Origin of the sequence: Ruegeria sp. B32 (genome assembly GCF_025141855.1) — a bacterium.
In the GTDB taxonomy this organism is placed as follows: Bacteria; Pseudomonadota; Alphaproteobacteria; order Rhodobacterales; family Rhodobacteraceae; genus Ruegeria; species Ruegeria arenilitoris.
The window spans coordinates 839,169-859,114 of the sequence record NZ_CP081106.1; the positions used below are offsets into that span (position 1 = coordinate 839,169).

General features: G+C 61.2%; 20 protein-coding genes and 3 tRNA genes. 9 read left to right on the top strand and 14 right to left on the bottom strand.

Going from position 1 to position 19,946, the window contains the following annotated elements; genetic code table 11:
- Positions 1-82: 82 nt before the first annotated feature.
- A complete protein-coding gene (locus K3752_RS04390; RefSeq protein ID WP_093964815.1) occupies positions 83-1,429 on the bottom strand; it encodes a substrate-binding protein in 1,347 nt (448 codons plus the stop codon).
- A gap of 430 nt (positions 1,430-1,859) precedes the next feature.
- Positions 1,860-1,943: transfer RNA gene (locus tag K3752_RS04395), tRNA-Tyr, on the bottom strand.
- 116 nt (positions 1,944-2,059) lie between these two features.
- Between K3752_RS04395 and rlmB the strand changes: the two genes are divergently transcribed.
- The 3 genes from rlmB to K3752_RS04415 all read left to right on the top strand — a co-directional run bounded on the left by rlmB (position 2,060) and on the right by K3752_RS04415 (position 4,350).
- Positions 2,060-2,833 (top strand): 23S rRNA (guanosine(2251)-2'-O)-methyltransferase RlmB, encoded by a 774-nt coding sequence (gene rlmB / locus K3752_RS04400; RefSeq protein ID WP_170340854.1) that lies wholly within the window; start codon positions 2,060-2,062, stop codon positions 2,831-2,833.
- Between the two features lie 392 nt (positions 2,834-3,225).
- Positions 3,226-3,678, top strand: a complete 453-nt coding sequence (locus K3752_RS04410) for a YHS domain-containing (seleno)protein (RefSeq protein WP_260065182.1) — start codon at positions 3,226-3,228, stop codon at positions 3,676-3,678.
- A gap of 201 nt (positions 3,679-3,879) precedes the next feature.
- Positions 3,880-4,350 carry a CoA-binding protein gene (locus tag K3752_RS04415; protein ID WP_260065184.1) on the top strand — a complete coding sequence of 157 codons (471 nt, stop codon included), beginning with the start codon at positions 3,880-3,882 and terminating at the stop codon, positions 4,348-4,350.
- 4 nt (positions 4,351-4,354) lie between these two features.
- On the opposite strand, the gene K3752_RS04420 is transcribed toward K3752_RS04415, so the two are convergent.
- From K3752_RS04420 to hisF, 3 genes are all read right to left on the bottom strand, one after another.
- Complete coding sequence (locus K3752_RS04420; RefSeq protein ID WP_260065186.1) at positions 4,355-4,930, bottom strand: hypothetical protein; 576 nt, start codon at positions 4,928-4,930, stop codon at positions 4,355-4,357.
- A gap of 85 nt (positions 4,931-5,015) precedes the next feature.
- A complete protein-coding gene (locus K3752_RS04425; protein ID WP_170357264.1) occupies positions 5,016-5,333 on the bottom strand; it encodes a phosphoribosyl-ATP diphosphatase in 318 nt (105 codons plus the stop codon).
- On the bottom strand, positions 5,330-6,091 hold the full coding sequence (gene hisF / locus K3752_RS04430) for an imidazole glycerol phosphate synthase subunit HisF (protein ID WP_170340259.1): 762 nt from the start codon (positions 6,089-6,091) through the stop codon (positions 5,330-5,332). The genes K3752_RS04425 and hisF overlap by 4 nt, the downstream gene beginning before the upstream one ends.
- A gap of 117 nt (positions 6,092-6,208) precedes the next feature.
- On the opposite strand from hisF, the gene K3752_RS04435 reads away from it, so the two are divergent.
- Entirely contained in the window at positions 6,209-6,655 is a 447-nt protein-coding gene (locus tag K3752_RS04435; protein ID WP_254432849.1) for a DUF302 domain-containing protein, read from the top strand.
- Between the two features lie 6 nt (positions 6,656-6,661).
- On the opposite strand, the gene K3752_RS04440 is transcribed toward K3752_RS04435, so the two are convergent.
- On the bottom strand, positions 6,662-7,027 hold the full coding sequence (locus K3752_RS04440; protein WP_311201682.1) for a DUF2867 domain-containing protein: 366 nt from the start codon (positions 7,025-7,027) through the stop codon (positions 6,662-6,664).
- 121 nt (positions 7,028-7,148) lie between these two features.
- Positions 7,149-7,871, bottom strand: a complete 723-nt coding sequence (gene hisA, locus K3752_RS04445; protein WP_260065191.1) for a 1-(5-phosphoribosyl)-5-[(5-phosphoribosylamino)methylideneamino]imidazole-4-carboxamide isomerase — start codon at positions 7,869-7,871, stop codon at positions 7,149-7,151.
- Between the two features lie 135 nt (positions 7,872-8,006).
- On the opposite strand from hisA, the gene K3752_RS04450 reads away from it, so the two are divergent.
- A complete protein-coding gene (locus K3752_RS04450) occupies positions 8,007-8,414 on the top strand; it encodes a DUF2147 domain-containing protein (protein ID WP_260065192.1) in 408 nt (135 codons plus the stop codon).
- A 4-nt stretch (positions 8,415-8,418) separates the two neighbouring features.
- Here the strand turns inward: K3752_RS04450 and hisH are convergent, their stop codons facing one another.
- Together hisH and hisB are read right to left on the bottom strand one after the other, a co-directional pair.
- Positions 8,419-9,057 (bottom strand): imidazole glycerol phosphate synthase subunit HisH, encoded by a 639-nt coding sequence (gene hisH, locus K3752_RS04455; RefSeq protein WP_170525221.1) that lies wholly within the window; start codon positions 9,055-9,057, stop codon positions 8,419-8,421.
- Positions 9,058-9,645, bottom strand: a complete 588-nt coding sequence (gene hisB, locus K3752_RS04460; protein ID WP_170357270.1) for an imidazoleglycerol-phosphate dehydratase HisB — start codon at positions 9,643-9,645, stop codon at positions 9,058-9,060.
- Between the two features lie 153 nt (positions 9,646-9,798).
- Here hisB and K3752_RS04465 point away from each other — a divergent pair, with 153 nt between their 5' ends.
- Positions 9,799-10,038, top strand: a complete 240-nt coding sequence (locus tag K3752_RS04465; protein WP_050602861.1) for an Lrp/AsnC family transcriptional regulator — start codon at positions 9,799-9,801, stop codon at positions 10,036-10,038.
- A gap of 3 nt (positions 10,039-10,041) precedes the next feature.
- Here K3752_RS04465 and K3752_RS04470 read toward each other — a convergent pair whose 3' ends face one another.
- From K3752_RS04470 to K3752_RS04480, 3 genes are all read right to left on the bottom strand, one after another.
- Positions 10,042-10,905 carry a GNAT family N-acetyltransferase gene (locus tag K3752_RS04470; RefSeq protein WP_260065197.1) on the bottom strand — a complete coding sequence of 288 codons (864 nt, stop codon included), beginning with the start codon at positions 10,903-10,905 and terminating at the stop codon, positions 10,042-10,044.
- A gap of 88 nt (positions 10,906-10,993) precedes the next feature.
- Positions 10,994-11,068, bottom strand: a tRNA-Gly gene (locus tag K3752_RS04475).
- 34 nt (positions 11,069-11,102) lie between these two features.
- Positions 11,103-11,177: transfer RNA gene (locus K3752_RS04480), tRNA-Gly, on the bottom strand.
- Positions 11,178-11,325: 148 nt separating this feature from the next.
- Between K3752_RS04480 and K3752_RS04485 the strand changes: the two genes are divergently transcribed.
- The gene (locus K3752_RS04485) at positions 11,326-11,478 is read left to right on the top strand and encodes a hypothetical protein (protein WP_170340270.1); all 153 of its coding nucleotides are present in this window, start codon (positions 11,326-11,328) and stop codon (positions 11,476-11,478) included.
- Positions 11,479-11,601: 123 nt separating this feature from the next.
- On the top strand, positions 11,602-12,582 hold the full coding sequence (locus K3752_RS04490; protein ID WP_260065198.1) for a hypothetical protein: 981 nt from the start codon (positions 11,602-11,604) through the stop codon (positions 12,580-12,582).
- 62 nt (positions 12,583-12,644) lie between these two features.
- Here the strand turns inward: K3752_RS04490 and K3752_RS04495 are convergent, their stop codons facing one another.
- Together K3752_RS04495 and K3752_RS04500 are read right to left on the bottom strand one after the other, a co-directional pair.
- Positions 12,645-16,082: a pyruvate carboxylase gene (locus K3752_RS04495; RefSeq protein WP_260065199.1), complete on the bottom strand. Its 3,438-nt coding sequence runs from the start codon at positions 16,080-16,082 to the stop codon at positions 12,645-12,647.
- A gap of 120 nt (positions 16,083-16,202) precedes the next feature.
- A complete protein-coding gene (locus K3752_RS04500) occupies positions 16,203-17,363 on the bottom strand; it encodes an alpha-hydroxy acid oxidase (RefSeq protein ID WP_260065201.1) in 1,161 nt (386 codons plus the stop codon).
- Positions 17,364-17,524: 161 nt separating this feature from the next.
- Here K3752_RS04500 and K3752_RS04505 point away from each other — a divergent pair, with 161 nt between their 5' ends.
- Positions 17,525-19,858 (top strand): ATP-dependent helicase, encoded by a 2,334-nt coding sequence (locus K3752_RS04505; RefSeq protein ID WP_260065203.1) that lies wholly within the window; start codon positions 17,525-17,527, stop codon positions 19,856-19,858.
- Positions 19,859-19,946 lie beyond the last annotated feature (88 nt).

The window sequence follows — 19,946 nt, forward strand, 5'->3', positions numbered from 1 at the left end:
CGGCAGCTCTCCCCGGTCGTCTGACCGGAGAGAGCCGTTTTGAGGACTCAGGGGTTTTCTTGCGAAAAACCGAGTGTCGGGGTTACGCGCCCGGGTTGCACTTGCCCAGTTCGCCGCCGGCGAACATCGGGTGATCCGGATCGTATTCGACCTGCGCCCGCGGAGTGATCTCGACGATCTCCAGCGTGTCATAGGCGTTGGTCGGGTTTTCGTTGCCGCGCACGACCAGCACGTCCTTGAAGCACTGGTGGTCGGCACCGCGATACCAGGTCGGGCCGTTGCCCAGACCGTCGAACTCGAAGTCCTCGAGAGCTTCGACCACGCCGCACGGGTTGAAGGTGCCTGCGCGCTCGCACGCATCCGCGTACAGCAGTACCTGGGCATAGCAAGTCTGAGCCGAGTTCGACGGCGGCTTGCCGTACTTCTCGCCGAAGGACTTCACGAAGGCCTTGGTGCCCTCATCCTGCAGCTGCCAGTTCCAGTTCATCGAACCCAGAACGCCTTTGATGTTCTCGCCGGCACCGGCTGCCATCAGTTCCGAGTACAGCGGAACGACGATCTTGAAGTCCTTGCCGTTCACGACCTTGTCCAGCAGGCCGAACTGGATCGCGTTTGTCAGCGAGTTGACCATGTTGCCGCCGTAGTGGTTCAGAACCAGCACGTCCGCGCCCGAGTTCAGAACCGGCGCGATGTAGGACGAGAAGTCGGTCGAGGCCAGCGGGGTCTTGACGGTGTTGACCGTCTCCCAGCCCATCGCCTCGGTCGACGCCACGATCGACTCTTCCTGGGTCCAGCCCCAGTTGTAGTCGGCGGTCAGGTGATAGGCACGGCGTTCGGTGCCCATCTCCTTGGCCAGCACCGGCGCCAGAGCGGCACCCGACATGTAGGCGTTGAAGAAGTGACGGAAGCCGTTCGCCTTCTTGTCCTTGCCGGTGGTGTCGTTGGCGTGCGTCAGGCCGGCCATGAAGATCACGCCCGCCTCCTGGCAGAGGCCCTGAACGGCCACGGCCACGCCCGAGGACGAACCGCCGTTGATCATGATCGCGCCGTCTTTTTCGATCATCGACTTGGCCGATGCACGGGCGGCGTCGGACTTGGTCTGCGTGTCGCCGGTGACGAACTCGACCTTCTTGCCCAGAATGCCGTTCCCCTTCAGCGCCTTGGACGTGAAGGTGTTCAGGCAGCCGCCGTCGCCTTCGCCATTCAGATGCTCGACCGCCAGCTGCTGTGCCAGCAGTTCGTCATTGCCTTCTTCGGCATAGGGGCCGGTCTGCGGCACGTTGAAGCCCAGCGTGACTGATCCGCCAGTGGGTTCGTTGGTATAGGCCGCGGCCGACGAGGCCGTGAAGATCGTCGGCAATGCCAGACCGGCGCTTGTGACGGCACCAGACTTCAGCACGCCGCGACGCGTGACAGATTTGTTTGACATGAATTCCTCCCAATTAGCAGGCTACGCCCTCGGGCTCCTCTTCCGTCGGGTAAAACGCAACCTGCGCAGGGCAAGTATGGGGGGCAGAATGAAAATTCCCCAACAAGTCCCTAGAAATGAAATATTATTTTGTAAATTCTTGAACTCTTTGATTCATGAATTTGTAAATTTTTGGAATTTGAAGATGCTAAGCTGCTCATTGGAAAGGATGAGTCAGAAAATCCGGTTTCGATACAAGCATCGGGTGTCTCGACGCAACCGCCATTCCCAAGCCGTCCGATGACCGGCCGTTGCTGCTCGGGGCACCGCATGATCTCCGGGCACTCAACCTTTACCTGAATTTCCTTGCAGAATCGAGGGCAAGGGCAAAGGTCCACCCGGACAAATCCGGTGTGCGCCATCCATCTGCGTTCTGATTTGCGGAAGAAGATGGTGGGCGACCCTGGAATCGAACCAGGCGTGCGTCTCCGCGAGGGAGTTACAGTCCCCTGCCACACCTTGCGGCCTGTCGCCCACTGTCAGGCGTTGCACCTGACGTGGAGGCGTGATTACTAGCGCTCAAAAGGAGCGTCAACAGGAAAATTCCGCTTTGGCGCAGGAAACATTGTTCCCGGCCCGGAGGCCAGTAAAATGAAGAAACCGAAGTGGGTAATTGAGAAAGAGCAGGCGCGCAAAGCGGCGGCTTCCGAAACCGTCTGGTTGTTCGGATTGCACGCCGTGCGTGATGCGTTGATGAACCCCAAACGGCAGAAACTGCGCCTGATCGTGACCCGCAACGCACAGGACAAGCTGGCGGATGCGATCGCGGAATCCGGCATGCAGGCTGAACTCGTCGATCCGCGAAAATTCAATGCGCCAATCGACCCGGGCTCGGTGCACCAAGGCGCGGCGCTTGAAGCCAAGCCGCTGGAGTGGGGCGGTCTGGCCGAGAATTGCATCGGGCGCGAAAACCCTCGGGTGCTGCTGTTGGACCGCGTGACCGATCCGCACAATGTGGGCGCGATTCTGCGCTCGGCCGAGGTTCTGGGCGCCAGCGCGGTCATCGGCACGCGCCACCACTCTGCGCCGGAAACCGGTGCGCTGGCCAAGACCGCCAGCGGTGCGTTGGAACGCCAGCCCTATCTGCGGGTCCGCAACCTTGCCGACGCGATCGTTGAGTTGCAGAATATGGGGTTCCTGGTTCTGGGCCTGGATGGTGAGGCCGATCAGACCATCGAGGCCGCTTTGGAAGGCAAGCGCGATCGTCCGGTTGCGCTGGTTCTGGGCGCCGAGGGGCCGGGATTGCGGCAAAAGACCAAGGAAACGGTGGATATGCTTGTCAAAATTGACGCAGCGGGCGGTTTCGGATCCCTGAACGTCTCAAATGCCGCGGCGATTGCCCTATATGCTTCTCAGCCGCATTGAGAGGAGAGACCCATTCCCGCCCCGTCCAAGATTGCTACGTGCTGCTACTGCGGCACCCGCGCGGCGCTGGTCCTCAAGGGTCGCCAGCGGCACGAACTCAGCTGTTCCAGTTGCGGCGCCCCGTTGCATAACCTGAAGATGATCCCGGTCAAAAAGGCTTCGGATCCACAGCCGCGACACAGCATTCCGATGCAAAAGCCCAAAAAGAAGAGCTACAAGAAAAGGAAAAAGGGCCTTTTCTCGCGCGTTCTGGACGAAGCTTGGGATGTGATCGAGGACGTGTTCGACTGAGCCCTTTCCGACACGACCCTTCACAACTGCGTCAAGTGGGTTTCGCGGCGCGTCAAAAGTTGCATCTTATAGCGTCTGTAAAACACAACCCGTGAAATCTGATGCTATCCCGACGCTCCGTACTTGCCGGTCTCACATTTTCAATCGCTGGTCCGCTGACATTGCGGGCGCAGACCGCCCCGGTCTTCTATTCCGCAAAAGGTGCGGCCATTACCGGTTATGACGCGGTCAGTTATTTTCGCGATGGCGGCCCGGTTCAAGGGCAACCCGACATTGCAGTGATGTGGAAGGGCGCTACCTGGCGGTTTGCCTCGCAGGAGAACCGAGAGGCGTTTGAACTTAATCCGCGTGCCTACGCGCCGAGGTTCGGCGGATATTGCGCCTATGCCATGGCCTATGGCGAGCTCACCAGCACGGACCCGATGGCGTGGAAAATCGTAGGCGGCAGGCTGTATCTGACGCATTCCCTCGAGATCGAAAAGATGTGGCTGGCGGACACGACCGGCTTTATCCAGAAGGCCGAGAAGAACTGGCCGGCGATCCTATACGGTTGACAGGCGAATTCTCGCTTATCCGCTAGTGTCATCACAAAAATGCGCGCGGCCTCTTTTTTTTCCGAAACTCGTGCCTAAATGTCACAGTGACCGCGGAACGGAACTGCCGCGGGTCATTTCACTGTCCCTCGTTCCAACAACTGGCGCCCAAGGTATCCTTGGGCGCTTTTTTCTTTTCCAAGTCACGGCTAGGCTGCAGCCATGGCCGACTATTCCGATGACTTCCTCAGATCCGTCCTGAAACGCACCAAGGTGGTTGCGGTCGTTGGCGTGTCGATGAACCCAGTACGGCCCAGCTACTATGTTGCGCGCTACTTGTCGCTCAAGGGGTACAGGGTGATTCCGGTCAATCCCGGCCATGCCGGAGCCGATCTTTTTGGTGAAACCGTTCGGGCTTCGTTGTCCGAAATCAGTGAACCCGTTGACATGGTAGATATTTTTCGCAGGTCCGAAGCCGTTCCTCCGATCGTGGACGAGGCGTTGGCTGCATTTCCCGACCTGCGCACGATCTGGATGCAGATCGGCGTCGAAAACACCGAGGCCGCCGCGGTGGCGCAGGCGCGCGGTGTCGATGTCGTCATGAATCGCTGCCCCAAGATCGAATATCAGCGCCTGTTCGGCGAGCTGCGCATGGGCGGGTTCGCCACCGGCATCATCTCATCAAAACTCTGACCGCTCAGTTGACCGCCACGGCGTTGAGTTCCGCAAGCTGCTCTTGCCGCCGTTTCTCCAGCACGATGTCGCGCGGGACCCAGTCATAGCGCGTGTCCTCGCGCAAAGGACTCCAAAACAGGACCCCTCCATAGCGCCATGGGTCCAGAACGACACCGTCGTACATCGAATCACCGCGTCGGCTGATTATTGCCGTGCTGTGATCGATTCGGAACGGGTTGTCGGCGTTGGCGATCGCGCGGTGCAGGGTCAGCGTGCGAAAGTTCTCCTGCTTCAAGCGCCGTTCGATGTCCTCGGCCCAGTGCCAGCAAAGCCCGCGCGGGCGCAGCCCTTTGTTGACCTTGGCGTTATGGATCAGAGGGGAGTCTGTGATCTGGTAATCCTGCGCCAGTTGCGCGGTATAGGCATAGGTGACGCGGGCCGCGCGCTGGGCCTCTTCCGGGTCGACCTCGGGCCCCAGCGCCTGGATCTGGGCTGCAAGCCGCGCGACGTCGTCGCTGCGAGCGGGCGGCGCGGATGAGCATGCGCCAAGCCCCAGAATGGCCAGCGTCGTCAGTGCCCAGATCATGGGTTTGAACATGCCTGTGTCCCTCGTCGCCCCTGCGCCCGGCAGGCGCTTCGGTCAATCAGTATAGGGCGCGGACGCTATTGGTGAAAGCCGGGTCTCAGCCCCGGTCGCGTGCGGCCTTTTCGGCGATGCCGCTGGTGCCCTGCCGCCTGGCAAGCTCGGCCAGAACGTCTTCCAGCGCCACGTCGCGCGCGGCCAGCATGACCAGCAGGTGATACAGCACATCGGCGGCCTCGGATGTCAGCCGGTCGCGGTCACCCTTCACGGCTTCGATGATCGCCTCCACGGCCTCTTCGCCAAACTTCTCGGCGCATTTCTCGGGGCCTTTGGACAGCAGCTTGGCGGTCCAGCTTGATTCGGGGTCCGCGCCCTTGCGGGATGCGATCGTGGCGGCCAGCTCGTTCAGTATGCTCATGTCAGCCTCATGGGGATACCCGCGGATGCCATGTGCTCTTTGGCCTCGCGGATCGTGTATTCGCCGAAGTGAAAGATCGAGGCCGCAAGCACCGCGCTGGCTCCGCCTTCGGTCACGCCTTCGACCAAATGATCCAGATTGCCCACGCCGCCCGAGGCGATCACCGGCACGTCGACCGCATCCGAGATGGCGCGCGTCAGCGGAATGTTGAACCCCGCCTTGGTGCCGTCGCGGTCCATCGAGGTCAGCAGAATCTCGCCCGCGCCCTTGGCGACGACGGTCTTGGCGAACTCTACCGCGTCGATGCCGGTGGGTTTGCGTCCGCCGTGGGTGAAGATCTCCCATTTGCCGGGGCTGACGGTTTTGGCGTCGATGGCGCAGACGATGCACTGGCTGCCGAACTGGTCGGCAGCCTCGGCGATCACGTCGGGGTTCGCCACGGCGGCCGAGTTGAAGCTGACCTTGTCGGCCCCGGCCAGCAGCAGCGCGCGCACGTCTTCCTTGGTGCGCACGCCGCCACCCACCGTCAACGGTACGAAGCACTGCTCGGCCGTGCGCTGAACCACGTCGAACATGGTGCCGCGGTTTTCGTGGGTGGCGTGGATGTCGAGAAAGCAGATCTCGTCAGCGCCGGCGGCGTCATAGGCCTTGGCCGATTCCACCGGATCGCCCGCGTCGCGCAGGCCCACGAAATTCACGCCCTTGACCACGCGGCCATCGGCGACATCCAGACAGGGAATGATGCGGGTTTTCAGCATGGTTTGTCCTTTGTTGCCGCACCTGTACCGGCAAAGCCCCGCCGATGCCAGAGTTGTGATTGTCCTGCGCCCGGAACCTCGTGAAACTGAAGCGGATTTCAGCAGGAGGTGAAGACCATGCGCAACTTGTTTCTTGCAACCGCTTTCATTCTGTCCGGTGCGACTTGGGCGATGGCTGACGACATCATCAAGGTCCCGACCGACAAGTCCGTGACCGAGGCCATCGACGCGCTGCAGGCTGCCGTCGAAAATGCAGGCGCGACCGTATTTGCCCGCGTTGACCACGCGGCCGGTGCGCATAAGGTCGACATGACGATACCGCCCAATCAGGTGTTGATCTTCGGAAACCCGGCCCTGGGAACGCCCGCCATGCAGATCGATCCCCGCGCGGGATTATTCCTTCCGCTCAAGGTGCAAGCCTATGAGGATGCCGACGGCCAGGTCTGGTTGGTGTACGAGGATCCCAAGGAAACCATGGACGAGCTTGATGCGGTGGAAAAATCCCCCGTAATCGACAAGATGCGCGGTGCGTTGAACAAGCTGACGAGTGCCGCAGCCAACTGATCGGCGTCATACCTGAGAAGCGCGCGCGATCCGTTTCATGCAATTGCGCACGATCAGAATGTGAAAGGGCATGATCACCGTCAGATAGATACGCCCCAAACGATTGTGAGGCCGCACCCAGGTTGCCATGACTATGCGGTCTTTGTCGCGATGCACGGCGATGCGGAAATCCAGATGGCGGTCATCGATTCCCACGATGACCTCTGTCTCATCCCTGTAGGTTACGGGAAAAATCGCGCCGGTGCCTGCGTCGGGCGAGCCATTGTCGGTGTTCAGGTGCTTGCCGTCCTTCAAACCGAATGGGGCAACGATTGCGTTCCGGATCCCCATCAGGATCTTCACCCACCCCGGCATGTTCAGACCGATTTTCATTGCGTCAAACGGCGCAAGGTCGCTTTGGACCGAGTACCCGTCAACAAAATCACCCGGAGTGAACAGCGACCACAATTCAGACTGCTCTGGCAGAACCTGTTTGCGGACCGCTTGCAATATCCTAACCCTTCAAAGCCGCCAAGGCTTCGCGCAGATCCAGCGCGCCGTCATAGAGCGCGCGGCCTGAAATCGCGCCGTTCAGGTTTGCCCCGCAGTCGCGCAGGGCGATCAGGTCGTCCAGCGAGCTGACTCCGCCGCTGGCGATCACCGGGATCGAGACTGCCCGGGCCAGATCGGCCGTGGCCTCGACATTGGGGCCTTGCATCGCGCCGTCGCGGTTGATGTCGGTGTAGATGATCGCCGCCACGCCCGCGTCTTCGAACCTGCGCGCCAGGTCGGTCACCATCACGTCGGTTTCCTCGGCCCAGCCCTTGGTGGCGACACGTCCGTTGCGCGCGTCGATGCCGACGGCGACCTGGCCGGGAAAGGCCTTGGCTGCCTGACGGACCAGATCGGGGTTTTCCACCGCAACCGTGCCCAGAATCACCCGGGCCAGCCCTTTGTCCAGCCAGGTCTCGATGGTGGCCATGTCGCGGATGCCGCCGCCCAACTGGGCCGGTACGTCGCAGGACTTCAGGATCGCCTCGACCGGGGCGGCGTTCACGGGTTCCCCGGCGAAAGCGCCGTTCAGGTCCACCAGATGCAGCCATTCGCAGCCGGCCTCGACAAAGGCGCGGGCCTGGGCGGCAGGGTCTTCGTTGAAGACCGTGGCCTTGTCCATCTCGCCGCGCAGAAGGCGTACGGCCTGGCCGTCTTTCAGGTCGATTGCGGGATAGAGGATCATGTCGGGCGGCCTTTTCGTGACTGGTACTGGCGCGGGATATGGCACAGGCGGGGCAGGGGATGCAACGCGACGCAAAGTCAATCTTGCCCGAACGGGTGCCGGCGGTCAGACTGCCTGCAAAACAGGGAGGATACCATGAACAAACTTGCTTGGGCCGCTGCGGCTGCACTTGTCATCTTGGCCACCGGCGCGCGCGCGGATGACCCGGTCGACGGGCTTTGGAAAACCCAGCCGGGGGATACCGGCGGATATCTGCACGTCTCGATCGGGCCTTGCGGCAGCGCCGTTTGCGGCACCATCGACAGCGCCTTCGACAAGGACGGAAACCAGCAGCTGGATTACGAGAACCTGGGCAAGAACATCATCTGGGACATGGTCGCGGATGGCGGCGGCAGCTATAGCGGCGGCAAGATCTGGGCGCCGGACCGGGACAAGACCTACAATTCCAAGATGTCGCTGGACGGTCAGAACAAGCTGACGGTCAAGGGTTGCGTCGCGGGCGGCCTGATCTGTCGCGGTCAGACCTGGACCCGCGTGCAGTAAACGGTCAGGGGGCCCAGGTCAGGAAGTTCCCGATCATCCGCAGGCCCACATCCTGGCTTTTTTCAGGGTGAAACTGCATCCCGATCATCGTGTCGCGGCCGATCACGGCCGTGACCGGCCCGCCATAGTCTACATGGGCCAGGCGTTGCGCCGGATTGGCGACACGGAAATGGTAGGAGTGGACGAAATAGACGTGATCGCCTGAGGCGACGCCGTTGAACACCGGGTGCTCGCTCTCGATCACCAGATCGTTCCACCCCATATGCGGAACCTTCAGCGCCCGGTCTTCCGGCTCGATCCGTACCACGTCTCCGGTCACCCAATTCAGGCCCGGCGTGTCGGTATATTCGCGGCCCGTGGTTGCCATCAGCTGCATGCCGACGCAGATGCCCAAAAACGGACGGCCCTTCTGCTCGACCGCTTCGACCATCGCATCGTGGATGCCCTTGTGCCCACGCAGCTCGGCCGCGCAGGCGGGAAAGGCGCCGTCTCCGGGCAGCACCAGCCGGTCGGCGCGCGCGACGACGTCGGCATCCGAGGTCACAACGACCTCACCCGCGTCCAGCTCGCGCGCCATGCGTTGAAACGCCTTTTCCGCCGAGTGCAGGTTGCCGCTTTCGTAGTCGATGATCGCGGTCAGCATCTATAGCGCGCCCTTGGTGGACGGAATCGCATCCCCCTTGCGCGGGTCGGTCTCGACCGCATGACGCAGGGCGCGGGCGACGGCCTTGAACGCCGCTTCGGCGATGTGGTGGCTGTTGAAGCCGTGCAACTGGTCGATATGCAGGGTGATGCCGCCATGGGTGGCCAGCGCCTGAAAGAACTCGCGCACCAACTCGGTGTCGAAACTGCCGATCTTGGGCGTCGGCAGGTCCACGTTCCACACCAGAAACGGTCGGCCCGACAGGTCCAGCGCGCAGCGCACCTGCGCATCGTCCATCGGCAGATGGCACTCGCCATACCGCCGGATGCCTTTCTTGTCCCCCAGCGCCTGCGTCAGCGCCTGACCCAACGCGATGCCGGTGTCCTCGACCGTGTGGTGGTCGTCGATATGATAATCGCCTTTGGCCCGGATCGTCATGTCGATCAGCGAATGCCGCGCCAGCTGGTCCAGCATGTGATCGAAGAACCCCACACCGGTCTGGTTGTCATAGGTGCCGGTGCCGTCGAGGTTGACCTCGACCGTAATCGCGGTCTCGGCGGTCTTGCGGCTGATCGAAGCTGTGCGCATTGGCGAAATCCTCTTGCTACAGGGGCGCTTATAGACGGGGACGGGCGGCCTTATCCAGCCCGATCATTGCAATCGCAGCAAACTGTTGCAGGGGATTGCGCCCGGGCGCAGGGCGTGCCAGCCTGCGCCAAACGGAAGCAACAAGGCCACGAAATGTCCACCTGCGTTTTCATCCAGATCCGCTGCAAGCCCGGCACCACCTACAAGGTGGCCGAAGAGATCGCTCTGCGCGAAATCCACTCGGAACTCTACTCCACCAGTGGTGAATATGACCTGTTGCTCAAGCTTTACATCCCCGAAACCGAGGATGTTGGCCATTTCATAAATGAACACCTTCTGGTCATTCCGAACATCGAACGGTCGTTGACAACAATGACCTTCAAGGCGTTCTAAGGCTCAGCCAAGTTCGAACGTCGTCACGCCGAACACGCGGTTCAGGTCGATATCCGGCTCGTGGTCGGAATACATGCGCGCGGTTTCAAAGACTTTTTCCAGGCCCAAAGCGTCAGCCAGTGCAAAGGCCGCTGCGTTGGGCTGTGGCATGTCGACATAGACCTCAGAACTCTGGTGATCAGCGGGAACTTCGGCCAGGACCGCAGCCAGAAGCGCCTGCGCGATGTCCGGATCGTCGGCGAACAGCGGCCCTACCTTGTAGCCATTCAGGCAGGAGCGCAGAGTTGCATACCCGGCGATGCGACCTTTCTGGATACAAACACGCGAGATGTGGCCCGGTGCGCTCAGCCACTCCGTCAGAAAGGCATCCCGATGCGCGGGGAACAGGGCACGGTCATAGATGCGAAGGTCTTCGGAAAGGCCACCGAGGGGCGCAACCTCGATACTGGTCTTGGGTAGGCTGGAGAGGATGCCTGACACTGTGCCGGAGAACCGATAATTGTTGTAGGCGAAGACAAAGCCCGACTTGCGGTAGTTGTCCTGTTGTTCGACCACCCCGTCCAAACCCATGTTTCGCCCCGTACAATGCGCCAGGGCGTGCTGGGCGATTTCCAGACCATGACCGGATCCGCGAAACTCGGGCCGCACGATATAGAAACCCAGAAACGAAAACGCGTCGTCGTAGTTCACGGCTGAAACCGAGGCGATCATCTCGCCATCCAGAAACCCGCCCAGAAATCCGTCGGGGTCGGTCGAGCGGAAACAGATTGCGTCCTCATGACCCGGGTTCCAGCCCTCGCGCCCGGCCCAATCCACTGCGTGGCGCAGTTCTTCGGCGGTCAGCGTGCGAATTTGGTAGTCTGACATCGGGGCATCCATCTGACTGCTGCATGTCAGAACAGAATGGCGCAGGACCGACCGATCCGCCAGTGCTTGTTGTGGGAAGGTGGATATCTGGAGCGGGCGATGAGATTCGAACTCACGACCCTAACCTTGGCAAGGTTATGCTCTACCCCTGAGCTACGCCCGCAATCAGATATCTTGTGCGACCTTTCGGTCCTCGTTGGAGCGGGCGATGAGATTCGAACTCACGACCCTAACCTTGGCAAGGTTATGCTCTACCCCTGAGCTACGCCCGCGCCGTCGAGTGAGGCGTGAACTATAAATTCTGGCGGAAAGCTGCAAGAGGAAAAACGCACTTGGCCGGAAAAAAATTTGCGACGGAAAAGGTGTGCTGAGCCGTTGAAACCTACAGCCACGGATATTGACAACGGTGGAGACGGAGGGATGAACAAGGTTGAGAACATAAAACTGACTGCGTTGGTCGGAGCCATGCTTCTGAGCCTCTTTGCAGGTCAGTTGAGAAACGAGCAAGCCTATGAAGTTAATGATATTTTCAAACTGCCGCCCGAGGTCAATTCTCTCGAACTGAGTGGATAACAGCGGTTTCGTTCGAAGGCCAAATTTTGCCGTATTCGATAACTAGTATATGCATAATGCGAAATTTCTGCTCAAACTTGTGCCGGTTGGCGCAAGTAATTGGATACCTAAGAGGGGATTGGCATGCACTGGTTTATTTCTATGTCACGGGTTGTGGCGACATCTTTGTTGCTGACCGGGGCAGTTAGCTTCGTTGCGGTGTTGGCTACGCCAGATATCGCCATAGCCAAGAACGGGAATGGCAATGGCAATGGCAATGGTGGCGGAAATGGTAACGGTGGTGGAAACGGAAATAGTAACGGTGGCGGCAACGGAAATGGCAAAAGCGCCGAAAAATCCAGTGCCAGCCTCGGAGGATCTGCGCGCAGCACGAAGGGTGGGTCCGGCCAGGGCAAGGGTTTTCTCGCCGGTCTTGGTCTCGCAAAACCAAAGGCACAACGAAAGAACACCAAAACTACATCTCGGGCCAAAGGGCAGAACGGTTTTGCGGCCAAACTCGACGAATTCTTCACCGGGAAAAAGAAAGTCGACAAACCCATCCGTAAAGCGCGGGTAGCGGCGGCAGTTGTCGAGGAGCCGTATGTCAAGTCAATCAAGCACGGCAAAATCGCGTCCGAGCTCAAGGGCTTGAATGCCGCGCATGCCAGCCAGACTGCCCTGATGAATGCGGCCCCGAACAGCATGCCGGGCAAGCTCTACAGCTATCAGCAGAGTGTACTTGGTTTCTCGGGCGCGACAGAGGAGCTTGAAATGCGCGAACAGGAACTGTCCGAACTGGAAGGTCTGACCGAAGCGGAGGTCGAGGACCAATTCGCGCCAACTGAAGAAGAAGCAGCCGAGGGCATCACCGCACAGGACAAATACGAGGATGCCGTGGCCGAAGCGGAGCAGGCTGTGACCGAAGCCGAAGAAGCCTTGGCAGGGTCGGATGATCCGCAGGAAGCACTTGATACCTTGACCGGTGGCCGTGACTTGTCCGATCCGGCTCTTCATGAACTGCACGATTTGTTGGGCTTGCCAGCGCCGATCGAGGAAGAGGTTTCGATTGACAGCACGCCGGAACAGTTGCCGCAACAGCCTGTCGCGGAGTCCAGCGACGGTTGAACTAGCCCGCTCGGATGAAAAAAGGCGCGCCTGATGGCGCGCCTTTCTGTGTTTTAACGGTTTTATCCCAACTCGACCAAAAGATCCTTGGCGTCGATCTGGCCGCCGGGCTGGACATGCACCGCCTTCACGGTTGCGTCGCGTTCGGCATGGATGCCGGTTTCCATTTTCATGGCTTCGATCGTCAGCAGAAGGTCGCCTTCTTTGACCTCCTGCCCGGCGGTGACGGCGACAGTCGAAACCACGCCCGGCATCGGCGCGCCGACATGGTTGGCGTTGCCCGGCTCGGCCTTGGGCCGCTGAATGGTCGAGGCTTGGACCATCCGGTTGGGCACCCGGATGACGCGCGGTTGGCCATTGAGTTCAAAGAACACTTTGACCTCGCCATTCTCGTCCGTCTCCCCAATAGCCTGGCAGCGGATTTCCAGCGTTTTGCCCGGGTCGATCTCGGCCGAGATCTCCTCTCCCGGCTCCATTCCGTAAAAGAAGGTGCGGGTGGGCAGGGTGCGTACCGGGCCATAGATGCGGTGACGGCCCATGTAGTCCAGGAACACCTTGGGATACATCAGGTATCCGTTCAGGTCCTCGTCATCGACCTCCATGCCTTCCAGCTGTTTCGAGAGCTCCGCGCGGGTGGCCTCCAAATCAACCGGAGGCACGTCTTTGCCCGGCCGTTCGGTGTTCGGCTTTTCGCCTTTCAGCACCTTGGTCAAGATCGTTTCGGGGAAACCGCCCGGAGGCTGGCCCAGATTGCCGCGCATCATGTCGATGACTGAATCGGGGAAGGCCACGTCGGTCGAGGGATCCTCGACCTGCTCGCGGGTCAGGCCCTGACTGACCATCATCAGCGCCATGTCACCCACAACTTTCGAGGACGGCGTCACCTTGACGATGTCACCGAACATCTGGTTCACGTCCGCATACATCTGCGCGACTTCGTGCCAGCGTTCCTCCAGCCCCATCGAGCGCGCCTGCGCCTTGAGGTTGGTGAACTGGCCGCCCGGCATTTCGTGCAGATAGACCTCGGAGGCGGGGGCCTGCAGCCCGGATTCGAAGGCCGCGTATTGGCCGCGCACCGCCTCGAAGTAGTCGCTGATTTCGCGGATCGCCTTCACGTCCAACCCGGTGTCGCGGTCGGTGTGGCGCAGGGCCTCGACCACGGTGCCCAGCGTCGCCTGGCTGGTATTGCCCGAGAAGCTGTCCATCGCGCAATCCACCACGTCCACGCCCGCCTCGCTGGCGGCCAGGATGGTGGCGCTGGCGATGCCGGCGGTGTCGTGGGTGTGGAAATGGATCGGCAGGCCGACCTCTTCCTTCAGTGCGCGGATCAGCACCCGCGCGGCGGCGGGTTTCAGCAGGCCGGCCATGTCCTTGAGGCCCAGAACATGGGCGCCGGCGTCGCGCAACTCCTTGGCCATGCCGACATAGTATTTCAGGTCATACTTGGCGCGGTTCGGGTCGAGGATATCGCCGGTATAGCAGACGGTGCCTTCGCAGATCTTGCCGTTCTCGATCACAGCGTCCATCGCCACGCGCATGTTCTCGACCCAGTTCAGCGAGTCGAAGACGCGGAACACGTCGATGTTCTGCGCGGCCTGGCGCACGAATTCCTGCACCACGTTGTCGGGATAGTTGGTATAGCCCACCCCATTGGCACCGCGCAGCAGCATCTGGGTCATCAGGTTGGGCATGGCCTCGCGCAGGTCGCGCAAGCGCTGCCAGGGGCATTCCTGCAGGAAACGATAGGCCACGTCGAAAGTCGCCCCGCCCCAGCATTCGACGCTGAACAGCTGCGGCAGGTTCGCGGCATAGCTGGGTGCGACGCGGATCATGTCGATCGAGCGCATCCGGGTGGCCAGCAGCGACTGGTGCCCGTCGCGCATGGTGGTGTCTGTGATCAGCAACTGGCGCTGGGCCTTCATCCAGTCGGCCACGGCCTGCGGGCCCTTCTGTTCCAGCAGGTTGCGCGTGCCCATCAGCGGTTCCGCCTTGGGCGCGGGGGGCTTGGGTTCCTTGAGGTCGGCACGCGGCCGCGGGCGATCCTTGGTCTCGGGGTGCCCGTTCACCGTTATGTCGGCGATATAGGTCAGAACCTTGGTGCCCCGGTCGCGGCGCTTCTTGAACTGAAACAGCTCGGGCGTCTCGTCGATGAACTTGGTGGTGTATTCGTTCGACAGGAAGGTCGGGTGCTTCAGCAGGTTTTCGACAAAGGCGATGTTGGTGGAAACACCGCGCACGCGGAACTCTCGTAGGGCGCGGTCCATCCGGGCAATCGCCTTTTCCGGCGTCGGCGCCCAGGCGGTGACCTTGGTCAGCAACGAGTCGTAATACCGCGTGATCACCCCGCCGGCATAGGCCGTGCCGCCATCCAGCCGGATGCCCATGCCCGTGGCCGAACGATAGGCCGTGATGCGCCCATAGTCGGGGATGAAGTTGTTGAGCGGGTCTTCGGTGGTCACGCGCGTCTGCAGCGCGTGGCCGTTCAGGCGGATTTCGTCCTGGCTGGCCTTGCCGGTGGCCTCGGCCAGGGTCTTGCCCTCGGCGATCAGGATCTGCGCCTGCACGATGTCGATGCCGGTGACCTCTTCGGTCACGGTGTGTTCGACCTGGACGCGGGGGTTCACCTCGATGAAATAGAACTTGCCGGTCTCCATATCCATCAGGAATTCGACCGTGCCGGCGCATTCATAGTTCACATGCGCACAGATGCGGCGGCCCAGGTCGCAGATCTCGGCGCGTTGCTCTTCGGTCAGATAGGGGGCAGGGGCGCGTTCCACGACCTTCTGGTTTCGGCGCTGAACCGAGCAGTCGCGTTCATACAGGTGATAGATCTGCCCGTGTTTGTCGCCCAGGATCTGCACCTCGACATGGCGGGCGCGGGTGATCATCTTTTCCAGATAGCCCTCACCATTGCCGAATGCGGCCTCGGCCTCGCGGCGGCCTTCCAGAACCTTTTCTTCCAACTCGTCTTCGGAATAGATCGGGCGCATCCCCCGGCCGCCGCCGCCCCAGGACGCTTTGAGCATCAGCGGATAGCCGATCTCGGCCGCTTCCTTGCGGATCGCGTCCATGTCATCGCCCAGCACTTCGGTCGCCGGGATCACCGGCACACCGGCGGCAATCGCCACCTTGCGTGCGCTGGCCTTGTCGCCCAGGGCGCGCATGGTTTCGGCCTTGGGGCCGATGAAGGTGATACCGTTCTGCACGCAGGCATCCACGAAATCGGGGTTTTCCGACAGCAGGCCATAGCCCGGGTGGATGGCGTCAGCGCCGCTTTCCTTGGCGACGCGGATGATCTCGTCTATCGACAGATAGGCCGCGACCGGGCCCAGACCCTCGCCGATGCGATACGCCTCGTCCGCCTTGAACCGGTGCAGGCCCAGCTTGTCCTCCTCGGCATAGACGGCAACGGTGCGTTTGCCCATCTCGTTCGCGGCGCGCATCACGCGAATGGCAATCTCACCCCTGTTGGCGATCAGGATTTTCTTGAAGTCAGTCATGGCAAGTCCCGGTCTTTTGCATTTGGCCGTGTTAATAGACCGAGATTACGCGCAGATATATCTGTAGTTCTGGGTAGAACCGGCATGTTATCGCTCGCAAACGCCGCCTATTGCGGCGTTTTATGGCACATGCTGCATCGCGGCATCAATGTTTGCGTTAACATCCGGCAGATCTTTTAGCGTTGCGGCACCCAATTGTCCCATATTTGCAAGCATGTCCTGTCGCAGAATATCGATGACATGGGTCGGGCCGCGCGCGCCCAATGCTGCAACGCCATATAGGAACGCCCGCCCAAGCATGACCAGATCGGCGCCCAAGGCGCGCGCCCGCAGGATGTCCAGCCCGCCCGAAACGCCACTGTCGAAGATCAGCGGCAGGTCGGTCGCGGCGCGGATGGCGGGCAGCATGTCGATGCTGGCCGGCGCGCCATCGAACTGACGGGCACCGTGATTCGACACCCAAAGCGCGTCGATCCCGGCCTGTTTCAACCGCTCGGCATCCTCGGGGCGCAGCACGCCCTTTATGATGAACGGACCTTGCCAGTGGTCGCGCAGCCATTTGACGTAATCCATGCCCGGAGAGGTCCTGAGCAGGTATCCGATATGCGCCGTGGGCGGCAGGTTGGCGGTGCCGTCGATATATTTGTCCAGCGTGCGCATCCGGGGCTTGCCGTGACGCGCCATGCCCCAGGCCCAAGCCGGGCGGGCGGCGATCTGCGCCAGCAGGCGTGGCGTCAGGCGCGGCGGATGGGTCAGGCCCGAGCGGGTCTGCCGTTCCCGGCGCGAGGCCACGGGCACGTCCACGGTCAGAACCAGCGTGCCGAACCCGGCGGACCGGGCGCGGTTCAGCAGGTCGGCTCGAATCTCGGGGTCCTTGGGCGGGTACAACTGGAACCAGGCGTCGGGTCCGATATGCGGGGCCATGTCCTCGGGGCTTTGGCTGGCGACAGTGGACAGAACATAGGGAATGCCCGCCTGCGCGGCGGCGCGCGCCATCAGCGCCTCGGCCCCAGGCCAGACCAGCCCGCACATCCCGATCGGAGCCATGCCGAAGGGCAGCGGATGGTCGCGCCCCAGAAAGCGGGTGCTGGTGTCGAATTCCAGCGGGCCTTTCAGGATGGCGGGCAGAAACCCGATGCGGTCCAGCGCCGCCCGGTTGCGTTTCAGCGCGGTCTCGGCCCCGGTGCCGCTGTCGACATAGTCCCAGACAAAGCGCGGCAACCGACGGCGTGCGCGGCGCTTCAGATCCTCGATGCCCGGATAGGTGCTGTGCAGGTCCATGTCGATTGATCCGACCTGCCGCGCGATTCGGCAAGGGTTTCAGTCGGATGCAGCCCGCACCTGACGGCTCAACCAGCGCTACGAAAGAAATTCGCAAAACCGTGCGAACAAGCCGTGAACAAACCCTTTCCCTCGGCGCGCTTCCGGCTTAGTTTGGGCGCATGAGCAGTTTCGATGAAAATGACGCCTTCGAAGGCGCCTCGCTGTCGGCCCGCGCCATGGCCGCGCTTCGGCCCGAGGCGGACTACTTGAATGAATTGAACCCGGCGCAGCGGGAAGCGGTCGAGCTGTTGGATGGCCCGATCCTGATGCTGGCCGGGGCGGGCACCGGCAAGACCAAGGCCCTGACCACCCGCATTGCGCATCTGCTGAACACCGGGCGGGCCCGCCCGAACGAGATCCTCGCCGTGACCTTCACCAACAAGGCCGCGCGCGAGATGAAGGAACGGGTCGGCCGCCTGCTGGGCCAGCCCGCCGAGGGGATGCCGTGGCTGGGCACCTTCCACTCGATCTGCGTCAAGCTGCTGCGCCGCCATGCGGAACTGGCGGGGCTGAAGTCGAACTTCACCATTCTGGATACCGACGACCAGTTGCGATTGCTCAAGCAGTTGGTGCAGGCCGCCAATATCGACGACAAGCGCTGGCCTGCGCGGATGCTGGCCGGCATCATCGACGACTGGAAGAACCGCGCCCTGACGCCCGACAAGGTGCCCACCGCCGATGCCGGGGCCTACAACAACAAGGGCGTCGAGCTTTACGCTCAATACCAGACCCGCCTGCGAGAGTTGAACGCGGTGGATTTCGGCGACCTGCTGTTGCACATGGTCACCATCTTCCAGACCCACCCGGACGTGCTCGAGCAATACCAGCGCTGGTTCCGCTATATCTTGGTGGACGAGTATCAGGACACCAATATCGCCCAGTACCTGTGGCTGCGGCTGTTGGCGGGCGGGCACAAGAATATCTGCTGCGTGGGGGACGACGACCAGTCGATCTATGGCTGGCGTGGGGCCGAGGTGGGCAACATCCTGCGGTTCGAGAAGGACTTTCCTGGCGCCCATGTGGTGCGGCTGGAGCAGAACTATCGCTCGACCCCGCATATCCTCGCCGCCGCCTCGAACGTCATCCGCGGCAATGAAAGCCGTCTGGGCAAGGAGTTGTGGACCGACAAGCCCGAGGGCGAAAAGGTCCGCCTGATCGGCCATTGGGATGGCGAGGAAGAGGCCCGCTGGATTGGAGAAGAGATCGAGGCAATGACGGGAGGGACGCGTGGGATGCGTCCTTTTGGCCTTGGTGAAATTGGGATTCTTGTTCGGACAACCAATCAAATTGAAGCTTTTGCCGATCGCTTTATGTCAATTGGTCTGCCCTATCAAATAATCGGTCCGAGAGATGACGACAAATTGGAGCGGCGAGATGCGCACGCTTACTTGAAAGTTGTGGCCAGTCGGGACAACGATCTAGCTTTGGAGCGTATCTTGAATACCCCGAAACGAGGCCTCGGGGACAAAGCTCGACAAGCAATCCAACAATGCGCTCGCTCCAACGGGCTGAGTCTATTCGAAGGAGCGCGGCTTTCTGTCGAGACAAAGTTGCTGAAAGGAAAAGGCGCCGCAGAGCTACCAAAGCTGATTACTGACTTGGACCGTTGGGCCGGCATTGCCAGCCGCCAAGAGGTTCCGCTTCGGGAACTTGCGGAGATGGTTCTTGATGAGTCTGGCTACACGGAAATGTGGCAAAATGCCAAGACACCGGACGCAATCAGTCGGCTGGAGAACTTGAAATCGCTTATGGAGCGATTGGAAAAGTATGAAACACTGGTCGAGTATCTAGAATACCTAGAGCTTCGGGACGCCAACGACGCAGCGGACTCCTCTCAAAAAGTAACGATCATGACCCTGCACGCGGCCAAGGGGCTGGAGTTTCCCGCCGTGTTCCTGCCGGGGTGGGAGGACGGTCTGTTCCCCTCGCAACGGTCGATGGACGAATCCGGGCTAAAAGGCCTCGAAGAAGAACGGCGGCTGGCATATGTGGGCATCACCCGCGCCGAGGAGGTCTGCACCATTTCCTTCGCCGCCAACCGGCGCGTGTTCGGGCAATGGCAGAACGCGATGCCCTCGCGCTTCATCGACGAGTTGCCCGAGGATCATGTCGAGGTGCTGACGCCTCCGGGCCTCTATGGCGGCGGCCAGATGTCGGCAGGCATTGAGGCCCGCGCGGCACAGGCCAATGTTTACAACTCGCCGGGCTGGAAACGGATGCAGGCGCGGCAGGGCCAATACGGCATGTCGCAGCCGCGTGAATCCCGCAACACAGTGATCGACGCGACCGCCGTGGCCAGCTTTACCCTGGGCGAGCGGGTGTTCCACCAGAAGTTCGGCTATGGCGGCGTGGTCGGGATCGAGGGGGACAAGGTCGAGGTCGAGTTCGACAAGGCCGGAACCAAGAAGGTCGTCGCACAGTATCTATCCGCAAAAGACGACGTGCCGTTCTGATCCAGCGGAATGTGCCTCCCGGCACATGCTCGACTTTTTTGTTTGGCGCCCGGTCCTGCCCGTGGCGCCTTTTTCATGCCGAATAAAA